The organism is Herminiimonas sp. (assembly GCF_030655415.1).
The window spans coordinates 420,310-436,648 of sequence record NZ_JAURVN010000002.1 but is presented as its reverse complement, the minus strand read 5'-3'; the positions used below and the strand labels follow the sequence as shown (position 1 = coordinate 436,648).

The window sequence follows — 16,339 nt, the reverse complement described above, 5'->3', positions numbered from 1 at the left end:
ATTTCCCGCCGGACCGCCCCAAGGGAAATTAGCCCCCTCGGGGGGCAGCGAAGCACACGAAGTGGCAAGCGTGGAGGCCACACTCAGCGAGCCACGAATCACGGTTCGGACCACTGCGAGGGCGATACGGCGCCGGGCAGTTCCAGTTCCATCGGTGCGCTGGTCGGCACACTGTCCACGCCGCGCTCCTCCGCCGTGATGGCTTCATGGATGCGATGCGCCACATACCAGCTCGAGCGCAGGCGCGCTTCGCGGGTGTGTGAACCCAGCCGGGGCGTGATGAACAGGTTTTTCAGCCCACTGACCGGTGAGCCTTCACGGATGAAATTGTCTTCGGCACCGTCCAGAACGCAGGCTTCGATACGGCCATCACACAAGGCGCCGGCCAAAGCGGCTTCGTCGAACAGGGCACTGCGACTGATGCCCACCCACAACTGTCCGATCTTGCAGGCCGCCAGCAGCTTGTCGTTCACAAAACCGCGAAAGCGCGTGGCATACAGCATCTGCACCGACACCGCATCGGACTGGCTGACCAGCTCGGTCAGGGTCACGGGTTGAATGTGCAAACGCTCCCAGATCGGGGCCGTATGGTGGACGGCCGGGTCATAACCGATCAGGCGCACACCCAAGCCCGTGAGCATGCCTGCCAGCGTGTGCGCGGTCGGGGCCAGGCCCAGAATGCCGACGGTGCTGCCGTGCAGTTCGCGGCCCATCTGGGCCGTCGGGTGACGCCGCCCCATCAAGGCCGAGACGATACCGCGCCGGTACAGCAGCAGCAAGCCGCTCAGCAGGTATTCGGCATTGGAGCGCACATTGGCACTGCTGGCATGGATGACCTTGATTCCGCGCTCATTGCAAGCTTCCAGATCGGTGTTGTCGGTGCCCACGTGCAGCCGGCAGACAGCCTTGAGCCTGGGCAGAAAATCAAGAAAGTCACGGGTCACGACGGTGTGGCGGGGAAACACGACGCCGCGGGTTTTATAGGCCGCTTTACGCAAGGCAACGAGGTCGTCCGCCAATTCGGGACGATAGTCGACGCTGTGCCGGGTCCGGAGCCAGGCCATGGCTTCGGGAACCAATGCGTCAAGAAGTAAGATGTCCATGCAAAGTCCCTTTTTTACTGGCCGCGGTACGCGTTGTTATTTTTGCAATCAGTCGGGTTGCCGGTCTGTGTCAATATCGAGACACTCTAGCCCCATTCAAAAACGATGTCGATGAAAAAAGTCACAACTTTAAACAAGGCCGTGTTCCCGGTTGCCGGCTTGGGAACGCGCTTTTTGCCGGCCACCAAGGCCCAGCCCAAGGAAATGCTGCCGGTGGTGGACAAGCCGCTGATTCAGTACGCGGTCGAAGAAGCCTACGCAGCCGGCATACGCCACATGATTTTCGTCACAGGACGCAATAAACGGGCCATCGAAGACCACTTTGACACCGCCTACGAACTGGAAACCGAGCTGGCAACCGCTCACAAACAGGATTTGCTGGCCTTGGTGCGCTCCGTGCAACCCGACGACATGAATTGCGCCTATGTCCGCCAGCCGCGCTCGCTGGGCCTGGGCCACGCGGTTTTATGCGCCGAGCATCTGGTCGGCCATGAACCGTTTGCCGTGCTGCTGGCCGACGATCTGATGGTCGGCACACCGCCGGTGCTGGCCCAGATGGCGGCCCAATTTGAGCAACTGCAGCAATCGTTGCTGGCGGTGCAGGAGGTGCCTTTGGCCCACACGCGGCGCTACGGCATCGTCGCGGGAGAACCCGTCAGCGAGCAGTTGATGAAAGTCACCCAGATGGTCGAAAAACCCGCGCCGGGTGTGGCGCCTTCCCGCATGGGGGTGGCTGGGCGCTACATTTTGACGCCCAATGTGTTCAAACACATTCGCAATCAGTCCAGCGGCGTCGGCGGTGAGATTCAACTGACCGACGGAATTGCCGGACTGATGACGGAGGAAGGTGTCTATGCCTTCCAGTACAGCGGCAAGCGCTACGACTGTGGCAGCAAGGAAGGTTTTCTCGAAGCCACGGTCGAACTCGCGCTGGCGCATCCGGAAGTTGGCGAGCACTTCCGCAACTATCTGAAAAACCTTCAGGTGCGCTGAGACCTTAAAAGGCGCGAAGCGACAAGCGTGGGGACGAGTCAGCGGCGTTTGAGCACGTGGATGAAGTCGCCACCTTCTGTTTGCTGGTCCACCAGCTCGTTGCCGGTCTGTTTGGCAAAGGCCATGAAGTCGCGGGTGGAACCTGAGTCGGTCGACACCACCCGAAGCAGTTGCCCGCTGCTCATCTCGGCCAGTGCCTTTTTGGCCTTCAGGATAGGCAGGGGGCAGTTCAGGCCGCGGGTGTCGAGTTCTTTGTCGATGTGCATGCGTTTGTCCTTGGATCGCTGCTATTTTAAGCAATTCCGCGAATCGGCCTCTCTGTTTTTTTCAGGTCTTATCTGGCACGCAGTGTGCGACCCAGCAGCAGCACCGGCAACAGCCCCACCAGCACCAGCGCCAGCGCAGGCAGGGCCGCCTCGCCCAGGCGCTCGTCTCTGGCCAACTGGTAGGTCACCACGGCCAGCGTGTCGCTGTTGAACGGCCGCAGCACCAGCGTGGCGGGCAGTTCCTTCATCACATCGACGAACACCAGCAGCCCGGCAGCTCCCACGGAGCGTTTGAGCAAGGGCCAATGCACCCTGGCCAACAGCGCGGCGCCCGTGCTGCCCAGCATCCGCGCGCTGTCGTCAAAACTGGTGGGAATGCGCGAGTAGCCGCTCTGCACGGACTGTAGCGCCACCGCCGTGAAGCGCACCAGGTAGGCCCAGACAATGCCCAGCACCGTCGAGGTGATCCAGTAGCCTGCGGCGGTTTGCGGAGCCGCGGCCTGCAGCCAGCCCACCGGCAACAGCAAACCCACCACGATCACGGCGCCGGGCACGGCGTAACCCAGGCTGGCCAGTTGCACGGCGGCGCGTGTCAGCGCATGGGGCTGGTGGCGCAGCGCGAAGGCCAGACTGAGGGCCACCCCCGTGGCCAGCGCGGCGCTCAGGCTGGCCAGCCCCAGGCTGTTCAATGACCAGCGCACAAACTGCGTCCACGGCAGCTCCCCCCAGCCCGCAACCAGGGGACGCAGCATGAACAGCACCGGCAACACAAAACCCAGTGCAATGGGCAGCGCGCACACCGCCCACGCCATGCCGGCCCGCAGGCCGCTCAGCGGGATGGGCGCGGCGTCCGCCGCGCCGGCGCGGCCGCCTCGGCTGCCGGCAAAACGCATGCGCTTTTGCGCCTGATGCTCAATCTTCAGCAACACGGCCACCACCAGCAGCAAGGCCGTGGCCAGTTGGGCAGCGGCCAGGCGGTTGTCCATGGCCAGCCAGGCTTTGTAAATGCCGGCTGTGAAAGTTTGAATGCCGAAGTAGCTGGACACGCCAAAGTCGGCCAGGGTCTCCATCAATGCCAGCGCCACGCCGGCCGCCACCGCCGGGCGGGCCAGCGGCAACGCGACTTCGCGGATGCGGCGGGATAGCGGCGCGCCCAGCAGCCGGGCGGCTTCCATCAGATGCACCGCCCGCTCGGACAGCGCGGTCCGCGCCAGCAAATAGACATAGGGGTACAGGGCGACCGTGAAGACCAGCACCGCACCGCCCAGGCTGCGTATTTCCGGCAACAGCCTGCCCTGCAGTCCCATGCTGGCACGGAGCCAGCTTTGCAAGGGTCCGGCATATTGCAAAAAATCGGTATACGCATAGGCCACCACATAGGCCGGCATGGCCAGCGGCAGCAGCAGCGCCCAGGAGAAAAACCGCCGACCCGGAAACTCGAACAGCGTCACCGCGCTGGCTGTGCCCATGCCGACCCCCGCAACACCCAGGGCCACCGACAGGCACAGCAGCAGCGAGGTGAAGGCGTACTCGGGCAAAACGGTCTGCAGCATTTGCCGCAGGATGGGCAGGGCCTGGGCATCGAGCTCAAGCCAGGACAGCAGCACCGCCAGCACGGGCAGCGTGAGCACGGCCATTAGCAGAAACAACAGGACGGACGAGATGAAACGACGAAGCATGATGTCCCAAAAAAAGGCGGGCTATCGCCGATCAGGCCTGATATCCGCGCCAGCAGGCCGTCTTGACGTCAAGCCGGCGCAAATGAGAATTGTAAGCATCTACAATCGGGGGAATGTTTTTGAACCTTTCCCACCTGGTGGTGCAGTATGCGGGCCGCTCCCGTCCCGCCGTGGACGGCGTGTCGCTCGGTTTGCTGGCCGGGGAGATCGGCGTCCTGATCGGGCCTTCCGGCTGTGGAAAAACCACTTTGCTGCGCGCGGTCGCCGGCCTGGAGCGGGTCCAGGCCGGCACCCTCTTGCTGGCGCAAGAAACCGTCAGCAGCAGCCATCGCCATGTGCCCGCCGAAGAACGCCGCATCGGTATGGTGTTTCAGGACTACGCGCTGTTTCCGCATCTGGACGCCGGGCACAACGTGGCGTTTGGCCTGGCGCACTTGAAGCCGGCGCAGCGCCAGCAACGTGTCAGCGAAGTGCTGGACCTGGTCGGCCTGGGCAATGTACACAAACGCTACCCGCATGAATTGTCAGGGGGTCAGCAGCAACGGGTGGCTTTGGCGCGCGCCCTGGCCCCCAAGCCGCGCCTGCTGCTGCTGGACGAACCTTTTTCCAACCTGGACGTGGACTTGCGCGAACGCCTGGCGCACGAGGTGCGCGGCATTTTGAAACTGGCCGGCACCACGGCGCTGTTTGTCACGCACGATCAGCTCGAAGCTTTTGCCATCGGTGACCGGATCGGCGTCATGCATGAAGGCCGGTTGCACCAGTGGGACGACGCTTACGCGCTTTACCATCGGCCCGCAACCCGCTTTGTCGCCGACTTCATTGGCCATGGCGTGTTTATCCACGCCCAGATTACGCAGCACGGCGACAACGTGGTGGTGCATACCGCGCTGGGTGACTTGAACGACATGCTGGAATGCCCGCTGCCCGGCGCCTATCCCGATGGCGTGTGCGACGTGCTGCTGCGCGCCGACGACATCGTGCATGACGATGCGGCCCCGGTGAGGGCGCAGATTTTACGCAAGGCATTTCGCGGCTCCGAGTTTTTGTACACGCTGCAGCTCCAGACCGGGGAAACCGTGATGGCGCATGTGCCTTCGCACCACGACCATGCGCTCGGCGAATGGATTGGCATTCGGGCCGAGGTCGATCACGTGGTGACTTTCCCGCGCGAATAGGCTTTAAACCTAGAAACCGCAGTTGACCGCTCATTTTCCGCTGGAGATGCTCATGAATGCTGACATTCTTGACCACGACGAACTTCACCTTTTGGGTGAGCGCGCGACACACCCGATTGAGCCGCCCTGGGGCGGGCCGCTGCGCAGGCGCTCGACTTCTCTTTGCAGATCGGCCGCCCAGGTGCGCCGGTCCCGGCCGGCGCAGCGTTGGGGTGCGCCGAAAATCACGTCGGCGCGAAGGTTTTTGACGCACAGGGTTTCCCAGATCGACACGAAAATGGAGTCGTCATCGATATAACGCGGCGCAAAACTGGTTTGCCCGCTGCCGGCGTCAATAAAACGCAATGCCATCGGCTGCACCGGTGCATCCACAGAAATCGCCGCCTGGAGCAAGTTGGCGTGAAACGGCTTGAGACTGATGCTGTCGCCAGTCGTTCCTTCGGGAAACACGGCAAGCACCTCGCCGAGCTGCAGGCGCTCGACCATGTGATGCACGACACGATGGGCATCGCGCTTGGAATCCCTCTCGATGTACAAGGTGCCGGCACCGCCCGCCAGCGTGCCTACCAGCGGCCAGTGTTTGATGTCGGACTTGGAGACAAAGCGGCAGTAGCGCGCGGCATGCATCACCACGATGTCCAGCCAGGACAAGTGGTTGGCTACCAGCAGCGCGGGGCCGCCGGCCACAGGAATGCCCTGGACGGCCAGCGTGATGCCCACCCCCCGCAGCATGGCCTGGGCCCAGGCATGAACGCGCGCTTCTTTCTCGATTTGCCCAAGTTTTGGAAACAGGGTCAAAATGGTCCAGATGCCCCCGGCAATATGGCCCAAGGCCCACAGCAGGCGCCAGACCGCCCTTGCCCGATCCATGCCGGTCAAGCCTCGTAAGCGAGTTGCCCACCGACCAGGGTCCAGCGCACACGGGTTGGCAACGGGTAGCCGGAAAACGGTGTGTGCTTGCCCTGGCTGCGCAGCGTATCGGGCTGGACCGTCCACTCGGACTGCGCATCGAACACGCAGACATCGGCCACGCCGCCCTGAACCAACTGCCCGGCGCTGGCTTGCAAAGCACCCAGTGAACTGCCGAGTATGCGGGCCGGCTCACTGGTGAGCACCGCCAGAGCGCGGGGCAAACCCACACCGCTGTCCCGGCCCCACTTGCAGGCCAGGCCCAGCAACAGCTCCAGCCCGGTCGCCCCCGGTTCGGCTTCGGCAAAAGGCAGGGTTTTCGCATCGGCTTCCACGGGCGTGTGATCGGACACCAGCGCGTCGATGGTGCCGTCAAGCAGCGCCTGGCGCAGCGCATCGCGGTCGCGCTGCTGGCGCAGCGGCGGGTTCAGGCGCATGCGGCTGTCAAAGTAGCCAATGTCGGTATCGAGCAGGTGCAGGCTGTTGATGCTGACATCGGCGGTCACGCCCAACCCTTCGGCCTTGGCCTGGGCCAGCAAGGCCACCCCTGCGGCGCTGCTGACGCGGCAGACATGGACGCGCGCACCGGTGGCGCGCACCAGCTCGAACAAGGTGTGCAGCGCGATGGTTTCCGCCACCACCGGCACGCCGCTCAGGCCGAGACGGGTGGCCAGCGCCCCGCTGGCGGCCACGCCGCCGCCCAGCCAACTGTCCTGCGGACGCAGCCAGACGGTGTAGCCAAAGCTGGCGGCATATTGCAGCGCACGCAGCAGGACCTGGGTGTTGGCCAGCGGCACATCGGCCTGGCTGAAACCGACGCAGCCGGCCTCCGTCAGCTCGACCATTTCCGTCAGCGCCTCGCCTTGCAGCGCGCGCGTCAGGGCGCCCAGCGGAAACACGCGCGACTGGTGCAGCTTTTCGGCGCGGAATTTGAGCATCTCGACCAGACCGGGCTCGTCGAGCACCGGATCGGTGTCGGGCGGGCAGACCAGGCTGGTCACACCGCCCGCCACGGCGGCCGCCAGCTCGCTTTCCAGCATGCCTTCGTGTTCGTAACCCGGTTCCCGCAGGCGCGCCGACAGGTCGATCAGCCCGGGCGCGACGATGCAGCCCGTGGCGTCAAGCGTGCGGTTCGGCGTGAAATCCGCAACCGTGTTTTTCAGCGACAAAATGCGCCCGGCGGCAATCGCCACATCACCGATTTCGTCGAGCCCGGAGGCCGGGTCGATCACGCGTCCGTTCTTGATCAATAGCTTCATGTTGGTTCTCCGCGGCACGCGAAGCGACAAGCGTGGGGGTCGAAGTTTTTCCGCCGGGCCGCCCCAAGGAAAAATGCGCCCCCTCGGGGGGCAGCGCAGTACGCGAAGCGACAAGCGTGGGGGCCGAAGTGCGCCGCGCAGGGCCGCCCCAAGCAAGCACAGCCCCTTTTTCCCGTGCAAGGGGCGGCGCACCGCCATAGGCACGCGAAGCGACAAGCGTGGGGGTCCATGTTCATGCTTCATTCCCGGCAACAATGCTCATGACGGCCATGCGCACGGCGATGCCGAAGGTGACCTGCGGCAGGATCACGCTTTGCGCACCATCAACCACGGCAGAGTCGATCTCGACGCCGCGGTTGATCGGGCCGGGGTGCATGACGATGGCGTCGGGTTTGGCAAGCTTCAGCTTGTCGTTGGTCAGGCCGAAGCTTTTGAAGAACTCCTGGCTGCTGGGCAGCAAGGCGCCGGACATGCGTTCGCTCTGCAGCCTGAGCATGATGATCACATCCGCCCCCTTGATGCCCTCCTCCAACGTATGGCAGACGCGCACACCCATTTGCGCCATGTCGGCCGGCACCAGGGTTTTCGGGCCCACCACCCGCACTTCAGGGCAACCCAGTGTGGTCAGCGCGTGGATGTCCGAGCGGGCCACGCGCGAGTGCAGCACGTCGCCGACAATCGCCACCGTGAGCTGGCTGAAGTCTTTTTTGTAGTGGCGAATGGTGTACATGTCGAGCAAGCCCTGCGTCGGGTGCGCATGGCGGCCGTCGCCGGCGTTGATCACATGCACATGGGGTGCCACGTGCTGCGCGATCAGGTAGGGCGCGCCCGATTCGCCGTGCCGCACCACGAACAGGTCGGCGGCCATCGCGCTCAGGTTGGAGATGGTGTCGAGCAACGACTCGCCCTTGGAAGCCGACGAGCGTGCGATGTCGAGGTTGATCACATCGGCCGACAGCCGCGTGGCCGCGATCTCGAACGTGGTGCGGGTGCGGGTGGAATTTTCGAAAAAGAGGTTGAAGACGCTTTTGCCGCGCAGCAAGGGCACTTTTTTGACCTCACGGTCGCTGACGCTGACAAAGCTGGCGGCAGTGTCGAGAATTTGCGTCAGTGTGGCTTTGGGCAGTCCTTCAGTGGACAGCAGATGAATCAGTTCGCCGTTTTTGTTGAGCTGCGGATTTCGTCGGTACAACATGGTCAAGCCTTCCGCAAGGCCGCCAGGGCGCAAGGCTTCATGCCGTGACTCCTTGCACTTGGAAACTGAAATGGCCGTCGTCATCGCGCGCCAGCGCCAGCGACTGCGACGCCGGCAGGGCCACGCGGGCAGCAGCAAAGTCGGGCTGTATCGGCAGTTCGCGCCCGCCCCGGTCTACCAGCACCACCAGTTTGACGCTGGCCGGCCGGCCGTAATCAAACAGCTCGTTGAGCACCGCACGAATGGTGCGACCGGTGTAGAGCACGTCGTCGAGCACGATCAGGTCGGCCCCGTTGACATCGAAAGGCAGCACGGTCTGGCCGCCGGCCGATAGGCCGCGCCGGGAAAAATCGTCACGGTGCATGGCAGAAGACAGTGTGCCCACCTCGTCCGCCAGAGCCAGGTCGGTGCGCAGGCGCTCGGCCAGCCAGACGCCGCCGGAAGCCACGCCCACCAGCCGGGGCGCTTGAGCATGGGTCGTCACGAGCTGCTGCATGCCGCGAAGGACCTCGCGGTACAGCGCTTCGGCATCCAGGGTCAAGCTGGTCATATCGGTCCTCACGCTTCGCTGCCCTCCCGAGGGGACCTTCTCCGGTTGAAGCGGTTCCGCACTGCTCATGAAAGGCTCCTTAAAAACTGCTCCAGAATTATGCAGGCAGACGCCGCATCCGCATCGGATGCGCCCTGGGACAAAGCCTCGGTGGTGCTGTAGCGCTCATCAACCTCGAACACCTGCAGGCCAAACCGGCCGCGCAACTGACGGGCAAATTTCAGGGCGCGAACGGTATTGTCGTGGCTGGCGCCGTCGGGGTGGAAAGGAATGCCCACCACCAGCGCATCGGGTTGCCACTCGCTGATTTTCAGGGCGATGGCCGAAAAACGGGCATCGCCCTCGGCGGCAATGCTGCCTTGCGGTGTGGCGGTGCGCGTGAGCCGGTTGCCGGTGGCGACGCCGGTACGCTTGAGGCCAAAATCGAAAGCGAGGAATGTTTGCAGGTCAGCGGTCATGGCAGGCTGAGCCACTGCGCTCATGCGTGCCCTGCCTCGGGCGACAGCATCCAGCTCTGCAGGCCAAGCAACATCAGCGCCTTGTCGTAACGCTGCGCGACCGGCGTGTCGAAAATCAGCGACAGGTCCGCCTCGACGGTCAGCCAGCTATTGGCGGAGATCTCGGACTCCAACTGACCCTCCCCCCAAGCCGAATAACCCAGCGAGACAAACACCTTGCGCGGCCCGGCCCCGGTCGACAAGGCTTCGAGCACGTCCTTGGAGGTGGTCATCTCCAGCCCGCCAGGAATCGTCATGGTCGAGGCATACACCGATTCGCTGCCCGCGAGCATGCACTCGTGCAGCACAAAGCCCCGCTCGGTCTGCACCGGGCCGCCCTGGAACACCGGGGATTCGGTCAGATCACTGCGCCGCAATGGCAGCGCCACCTTGTCGAACAGGCTTTTGAGGTTGATCTCGCTGGGCTTGTTGATCACCAGCCCCAGCGCGCCACGGTCGCTGTGCTCGCACATGTAGACCACGCTTTTTGCAAAAGCCTCGTCATCCAGTCCGGGCATGGCAATCAAAAAGTGATGCGTCAGGTTGATCGATGCAAAATCCATGGCCATGCCGCCATTTTACGCACAGCGGGCCTGAGCGGGAAGAAAAACCATCGCCATGCAGCGCCAGCGCGCTTGCAGCAAGGGGAAAAGGCTTTCTTTCTTCCTATGAAACCGGGGCCTCTGCGGTGCAATAGTGGCGAATCAGGCTGAGCAACGCATCTTCGGCGTAAGGCTTGCCCAGGTAATGGTCGACGCCGAGCTCTTTGGCGTGTTCGCGGTGCTTTTCGGCAATGCGCGACGTGATCATGATGATGGGCAAACGACTCAGGCGCACATCGCCCCGGATATTGCGCGCCAGATCGAAACCATCCATGCGCGGCATTTCAATGTCGGACAGCACCACCGTGGGCCGCTCTTCCTGCAGGCGCTCCAGGGCCTGCAACCCATCGGCCGCCATGGACACGCGATAACCCTCGCGCTGCAACAGGCGCTGCGTCACGCGCCGCACCGTGATGGAATCATCGACCACCAGGATCAGCGGAATTTGTGACACTGCCGCCGCCGGCAAGGCGACAGGCGCACGCCCCTCCGTAGCCGTTTGAACACCGGACTGCTCCAGCATGTGCGGCTCGGCGCTGTCGGAACTCCATGCGCGCGCCTGTTGGCCATACACGGTGGCCAAAGCCACCGGGTTGTAGATCAGCACCACCGCGCCCGAGGCCAGCACCGACATGCCGGCCAGACCCGGTAGACGCGACAATTGGGGACCGAGGTTTTTAACCACCACCTCCTGGTTGCCGAGAACTTCATCGACGTGCAGCGCGAGCCGTTGGGCGGCACTGCGGAAGACAAGCACCGAGGCGGTTTTTCCTTGCGACTCGCTGCTGCGGCGCGAGGCCTGCAGCAAAGCGCCTGACCAAAAGAACGGAACGGCCTCGCCGGCGACATCAAGCACACCCGTGTTATAGGCCTGCTGCAAATCCTTCGCTGAAATCCGGCGCACGGTTTCAACCACGTTCGCCGGCACACCCACCAAGGAGGTGCCCGCGCGCAGCATGACCACCTGCGTCACCGCCGTGGTCAGCGGCAACACCAGCTTGAAGCTGGTGCCTTTGCCGGCCACCGTGCTGGTCTCAATGTGGCCGCCCAGCGCGTTGACCTCCGCGCGCACCACATCCATGCCGATGCCCCGACCGGCCAGTTCGGTGACCTGGGAGGCGGTGGTAAAGCCGGGCATGAAGATCATGTTGGCGGCTTCGTCGTCACCGATCTGCCGGCCTGGCGCCAGCAAGCCCGAGGCAAGCGCCTTCTCCCGGATACGCTGCAAATTCAGGCCGGCGCCATCGTCGCTGAACTCGACAGACACGTCATTGCCTGATTGCAGCAGGCTCACGGTGATCAGGCCGCTCGGGTCTTTGCCCGCGTCCGCGCGGGCCTGGGGAGATTCAATGCCATGGGCCACGCAATTGCGCAGCAAGTGTTCGAACGCCGGTGTCATGCGGTCCAGCATGCCGCGGTCCATCTCGATGGTGCCGCCCTGCAGATCAAGGCGGACCTGCTTGCCGGTTTCCTTCGAAGCCTGGCGTACCACGCGGTACAGCCGTTCGGAAATGCCTTCGAACTCCACCATGCGGGTGCGCAGCAGATCGCGCTGCAATTCACGGGTCTGGCGCGCCTGGGCGATCAAATCGTCCTCGGTCGCTTCGACCGTTCGCTGCAAGGTCCGCTGCACGGTTGCCACGTCGTTGACCGACTCGGCCATCATGCGGGTCAGTTCCTGCACCCGTGTAAAGCGGTCGAACTCCAGCGGGTCAAAGCCGAGCTGCGCTTCCTTGGCCTGCTGCAGGCGCGACTGCATCTGTGTTTCAGAGTGAAGTTCAACGTCACGCAGTTGCGCGCGCAAACGGTCCAAGTTGCCGCTCAGATCGTCGAGCGAACCTCGCAACTGGTTCAGCTCGGCCTCCAGACGGGACCGCGTGATCATGACCTCGCCGGCCTGGTTGACCATGCGGTCGAGCAACTGCGAACGCACGCGTATCGAGCCTGAGGCAGCCGTTCTCAAAGGCTGCAATGCTGTGGCCTGTGCCAGGGAACTCGTGACTTTGCGGCCGACAGGCTGCGCCCCCACAGCAGGGGTGTTCTTGTTCTGCGCCTCTTGCGCGTCAGCCGGTACCCGGCCCTCTGCCTGGGCAGGCTGCGCCAAAGGTTGAAGAGGTGCCCGCGCTTCAGGCGCCGCGCCTGGGTGACGCAAGGCCTCGAAGTTGGCTTGCATCGCGTCAAAGGTCACCAGCAGCGATTCAAAATCCTGCGAAGCGGCCGCATCGGTGCCCAGATGCTCGATATCGGACTCGATGCGGTGCGCCATTTCACCCAGCCGCATCGCACCGGCCAGCCGCGCACTGCCCTTGAGGGTGTGCAGGACGCGCAACACCTCGTTGCGCACGCCATGGTTGTCAGGGCGAGCCGCCCATTGCCGCAAAGCGCCGCCCAGTTGCGGCATCAATTCGGCGCCCTCTTCTTCAAAAATCGGGAACAGATCCGGATCGATCACGTCAACCGCATCAAACTCATCGTCCACGTCTTCACTGAAGGCGGCTGCCCCAGGCGGCTTGGCGGCCGCCGGCGCATCGGAAACAGCAGGAGCGGCGGGATGCATCGCTGACGGCAAAACCACGAGCCCATCGGCCACTGCTTTGGCGATAAGGCGCGCAGTCAGCCCTGCTGCGGGCGCGCTGGCGCTGGCCGCCTGCGCGGGCTCAATGGGTGGCGCCGGCACGACCGGCTCGATGCTGACTTCCGCGGCATTCGCACTTTCGACGACACGGGACCCGGCAGCCCCCGGGTCGGAAAAATCGATTTCGCGCAATGCCCGCAAAATCTTCGGGTCGGGCTGCTTGAGAAAGCCGGCTGCAAACTGATGCAGCAAGCGCCGAATATCTTCGGCAGCATCGATAAATAATTGGCTGTGCCTGGCCCCTCCGCGTCCATGCTGGACTTGCGACTGCTGCAAGGCATGCTCAAGCGCACGGGCCATTTCCGACAAGGCTTCAAACCCGACCGTCGCCGAACTGCCGGCCAGCGAATGGGTCAGCGCCAGGGCCGAATCCCCGATGGGGCCGTCCTGCTCCATCGTCCACTCCGTGACTTCAGTCACCAGCCGACGGGACCATTCGTCAGCCTCGTTCAAATACACGTTGTACAACGGAATACCGATGCGCAAGGAGCCAATCGCCTTGACCTGCTCGTCCCCGGCAGTTTCGCTGAGCGCCGGCTCGGCGGGAAAGTCAAAAACTTCAGCGCCCAAGGTTCCGGGCACCTCCTGCAAGGCGGACGGCGCTTGAACGGCCCGGTCTTCGGAAACGGTTGGGGTGAGGAAGTGCGCATCAAAATCAGTGACCGACAATTCGATCGGATTGGCCTCTGCCGCAGGCGCCAGTTCTGCGATGTCGAACTCGAAAATACCATCAACCGGTACCTGAGCTGCCACAGGAGCATCGGCACTGAGTCCCGTCAGCGCAGACAGGCTGTCAAAGTCAATGCCCTGTATATCGGCCAGAGGCTGCCCGGCTGGCGGCGTCTGCACATCCTCCAGCACAAAGTCAAAATCCAGACCCGGTGCAACCAGCAGGTCGGGAGTGTCCTGCACTGCTTGGACGACTGCGCTCGCCGGTGCGGACTGCTGCGGCACCGCCGCAGGCGCTGCCGGCAACCTGAGCGCGCTAAAACGTCCTTCCACGCGCATGGCATCGGCGCTGGCGCGAAACGCCGCGGATTTCCACGACGCGTCGCGGTTGGCCGCGATGTCTTCAATCCAGGCGGAAAACCCGTCCATCGCCTGTACGCACAAGGTCCGGAATTCGTCATTCGAGGGCTTTTGTTCAGCCAGCCAGCCATTGAGCATTTGCTCCATCGACCATGCGGCCTCGCCAAACTCGTTGAGCCCAACCATGCGTGAGCTGCCTTTGAGCGTATGAAAAGCGCGGCGCAGTATCGTCAGCTCACTGATATCCCTCGGTTCATCGGCCAACGCTGCAATAGCGGCTTGCGCCTGCCCGGCGACCTCGCGTGCTTCCTCCAGGAAAATATCGCGCAAGTCGTCTTCTTCCAAATCCACGGAGGCGGTCGCCGAGCCGTCCGGCGCGGCGACCGGCGCTGCGGCTGCAACCAGATGCATCAGCGAACCGGGGGCTGACTTCTCACTGTTTCCAGCCACGGCGACAGCCGCGTCACGGGCGGTCTGCGCGAGGCTCGGCTGGTCGGCCAGCGCAGCGTGGGTTGCCAGAACATCAAGCTTGATGCTCAAATTCTCGGCCGAGGCGCCCGCTTTGGCGTCCTGAACAACGGACAACACTTTCCGGGATAAGCCGCTGTCGACGGCCACTGCGGCGGCAGCATCAAAGGCGGTGTGGATACGCCCCATCAGGGGTTTGAGTTCGCCCTTCAGTTCGTCGTAGACAAAAAGTTTTTTGGCCAGCGCAGGCTGGTAATTGAGCATGTCAATCAAAAAGCTCAATGCGCCCAGGTTGTTGCCCAGTTGGTCAAACGCTACGGCGGCATCGGCCAGCTTCTCGTCACCTTCCACCAGCATTTGCTCTACGCTTTCACGCATACGCAGAACCGCCTGAGAGGCCTGGTCAAGCCCCAGCACGGACAGAACACCCCGCATCTGCGAAAGCTGGCCGGGGACGGCGGTCAACGCCGTTTTGTCCTGCGGATTTCGGAAAAACAGATCCAGCGATTTTTCCAGTTCACCGAGAGCAATGCGCAGCTCGCCCACGACACTTCCCATGGTCTGTTTGTCACTGACGCGCCGGTACAGCTCTTCCATCCAGGGCTCAAGAGGCTGCGCTTCGCCGCCAGTTCGGGCGTTTTCAAGCCGCTCCGCGAGCCGGGCGGCACGGACCACCAGTTGCGGATCGTTGGGATCGAGGTCATCAAAGGCGGCCTCCAGGTAGAGCACGGCCGTGGCCACCTCCAGCGCCAGTTCGATGGGCGGGACTTGCGCCGAGCGTACCGTGGTATCAATGACCCGCGACAAGGCCAGCGCCAGCGGCTGGCTGGGCGGGTGCAATTTGACCAGCGAGTCCGTCACCAGACTGAACTGGTCGGCCACGGTCTTGAATTTGTTGACCTCTCCGGCTGTCAGCGAAGACCATGTTTCCTTGACCGAGACAATCCGCTTGCGGGCTTGTGCCAGCAGCGCCGGATCAAAGCGTCCGAACTGGACCGCCTCATAGTCAACCGGTTTGAACCGGGCCAGTCCGCAGCTTGTGCGAACCGCCGACAACACCGGCGTGTCGCTGGCGCGAGGCGCCACCGCTTGCGAACAGAAGAAAAGCAGATCCTGCGCGAGCCGGTCCGACGCATCGGTACTGCCCTGGGCCAATGCCCCGTACTGCAGCAAGACGCGCGAAGCCGCCCGTTTGACGTAGAGATCGACCTTCAGCAAACCGTGCGCCAGCGCCTCAAAATAACCCGCAGCGATTTTCCAGAACACCCTGGGTTCGCCCTGCGCTTGCGCTTGCGCGAAACCCAGGCACACATCCCTGAGGCTTTGCGCCGCCTGCGGATCACCCGTGCGCATGATCTTCAATACCAACTGGTCAAACAACTGCCTGGATGCATCGTCGTAAGCCCTGGCATCGACGGTTAACGCCAGCGCCGGCTCTATCCAGCGCCACTCAAACACCCAGAGATCCGCCGGATGAATGCGATCCGCGCCGACCAAGCCCTGGATATCACGGTACTGGGGAAACAGGGACACGGCAGACACCGGTTTGTCCGCCAGCACCCCTTCGAGGTATTCGGTCAGGGCAAAACTGGCCCGTTCGACCTTGGCCACTGCGTCCTGATTGCATTGCTCAGGCCGTTGGACAAACCTTTGCACCGCCGCTTCCATTGCGCGCAAAACCAGTGCCGGCGCGCTCAAGCCCACCATCTCCAGCGCGCCCACGGCCTGGTGCAATTGCTGGCGGGCTATGCGCAACTGGCTGGCGTCAAGGGCGGCGAGATCGGAGCCACGCGCCAACTCGGCGTCCCGCACAAAGCGCTTCAAGGCCTTGGCAGACCCGTCGAGTGATTTCCGGAGTTCGTCCAGTACCCAGGCCAGCGGCCCCAGATCATTGACGGCCAGATCGAGTTCAGCAGTTGATGAATTCGGGGCGTTCGATTGCATAAATGGCAGGCCGGTTCATAAATCGGAGGTCA

Annotated in this window: 12 protein-coding genes; 2 read left to right on the top strand and 10 right to left on the bottom strand. The window is 63.3% G+C overall.

Annotation, left to right across the window (positions count from 1 at the left end):
* Window positions 1–98: 98 nt before the first annotated feature.
* Entirely contained in the window at window positions 99–1,103 is a 1,005-nt protein-coding gene (locus Q7T66_RS02145; protein WP_304931608.1) for a D-isomer specific 2-hydroxyacid dehydrogenase family protein, read from the bottom strand.
* A gap of 111 nt (window positions 1,104–1,214) precedes the next feature.
* On the opposite strand from Q7T66_RS02145, the gene galU reads away from it, so the two are divergent.
* The gene (galU, locus tag Q7T66_RS02140) at window positions 1,215–2,096 is read left to right on the top strand and encodes a UTP--glucose-1-phosphate uridylyltransferase GalU (protein WP_304931607.1); all 882 of its coding nucleotides are present in this window, start codon (window positions 1,215–1,217) and stop codon (window positions 2,094–2,096) included.
* 38 nt (window positions 2,097–2,134) lie between these two features.
* Here the strand turns inward: galU and Q7T66_RS02135 are convergent, their stop codons facing one another.
* Both Q7T66_RS02135 and Q7T66_RS02130 read right to left on the bottom strand, forming a co-directional pair.
* A complete protein-coding gene (locus Q7T66_RS02135) occupies window positions 2,135–2,362 on the bottom strand; it encodes a sulfurtransferase TusA family protein (RefSeq protein ID WP_304931606.1) in 228 nt (75 codons plus the stop codon).
* Window positions 2,363–2,430: 68 nt separating this feature from the next.
* Window positions 2,431–4,041 (bottom strand): iron ABC transporter permease, encoded by a 1,611-nt coding sequence (locus Q7T66_RS02130; RefSeq protein WP_304931605.1) that lies wholly within the window; start codon window positions 4,039–4,041, stop codon window positions 2,431–2,433.
* Between the two features lie 113 nt (window positions 4,042–4,154).
* Between Q7T66_RS02130 and Q7T66_RS02125 the strand changes: the two genes are divergently transcribed.
* Window positions 4,155–5,219, top strand: a complete 1,065-nt coding sequence (locus Q7T66_RS02125; RefSeq protein WP_304931604.1) for an ABC transporter ATP-binding protein — start codon at window positions 4,155–4,157, stop codon at window positions 5,217–5,219.
* An 84-nt stretch (window positions 5,220–5,303) separates the two neighbouring features.
* Here the strand turns inward: Q7T66_RS02125 and Q7T66_RS02120 are convergent, their stop codons facing one another.
* From Q7T66_RS02120 to Q7T66_RS02090, 7 genes are all read right to left on the bottom strand, one after another.
* Window positions 5,304–6,089: a 1-acyl-sn-glycerol-3-phosphate acyltransferase gene (locus tag Q7T66_RS02120; RefSeq protein WP_304931713.1), complete on the bottom strand. Its 786-nt coding sequence runs from the start codon at window positions 6,087–6,089 to the stop codon at window positions 5,304–5,306.
* 5 nt (window positions 6,090–6,094) lie between these two features.
* Window positions 6,095–7,387 (bottom strand): dihydroorotase, encoded by a 1,293-nt coding sequence (locus Q7T66_RS02115; RefSeq protein ID WP_304931603.1) that lies wholly within the window; start codon window positions 7,385–7,387, stop codon window positions 6,095–6,097.
* 232 nt (window positions 7,388–7,619) lie between these two features.
* Window positions 7,620–8,582 (bottom strand): aspartate carbamoyltransferase catalytic subunit, encoded by a 963-nt coding sequence (locus tag Q7T66_RS02110; RefSeq protein ID WP_304931712.1) that lies wholly within the window; start codon window positions 8,580–8,582, stop codon window positions 7,620–7,622.
* Window positions 8,583–8,619: 37 nt separating this feature from the next.
* Complete coding sequence (pyrR, locus tag Q7T66_RS02105) at window positions 8,620–9,132, bottom strand: bifunctional pyr operon transcriptional regulator/uracil phosphoribosyltransferase PyrR (protein ID WP_304931602.1); 513 nt, start codon at window positions 9,130–9,132, stop codon at window positions 8,620–8,622.
* A gap of 65 nt (window positions 9,133–9,197) precedes the next feature.
* Window positions 9,198–9,614: a Holliday junction resolvase RuvX gene (ruvX, locus tag Q7T66_RS02100; RefSeq protein ID WP_304931601.1), complete on the bottom strand. Its 417-nt coding sequence runs from the start codon at window positions 9,612–9,614 to the stop codon at window positions 9,198–9,200.
* Entirely contained in the window at window positions 9,611–10,198 is a 588-nt protein-coding gene (locus Q7T66_RS02095) for a YqgE/AlgH family protein (RefSeq protein ID WP_304931600.1), read from the bottom strand. Before Q7T66_RS02095 ends, ruvX begins: the two co-directional genes overlap by 4 nt.
* A 97-nt stretch (window positions 10,199–10,295) precedes the next feature.
* Entirely contained in the window at window positions 10,296–16,307 is a 6,012-nt protein-coding gene (locus tag Q7T66_RS02090; RefSeq protein WP_304931599.1) for an Hpt domain-containing protein, read from the bottom strand.
* Between the last annotated feature and the right edge of the window lie 32 nt (window positions 16,308–16,339).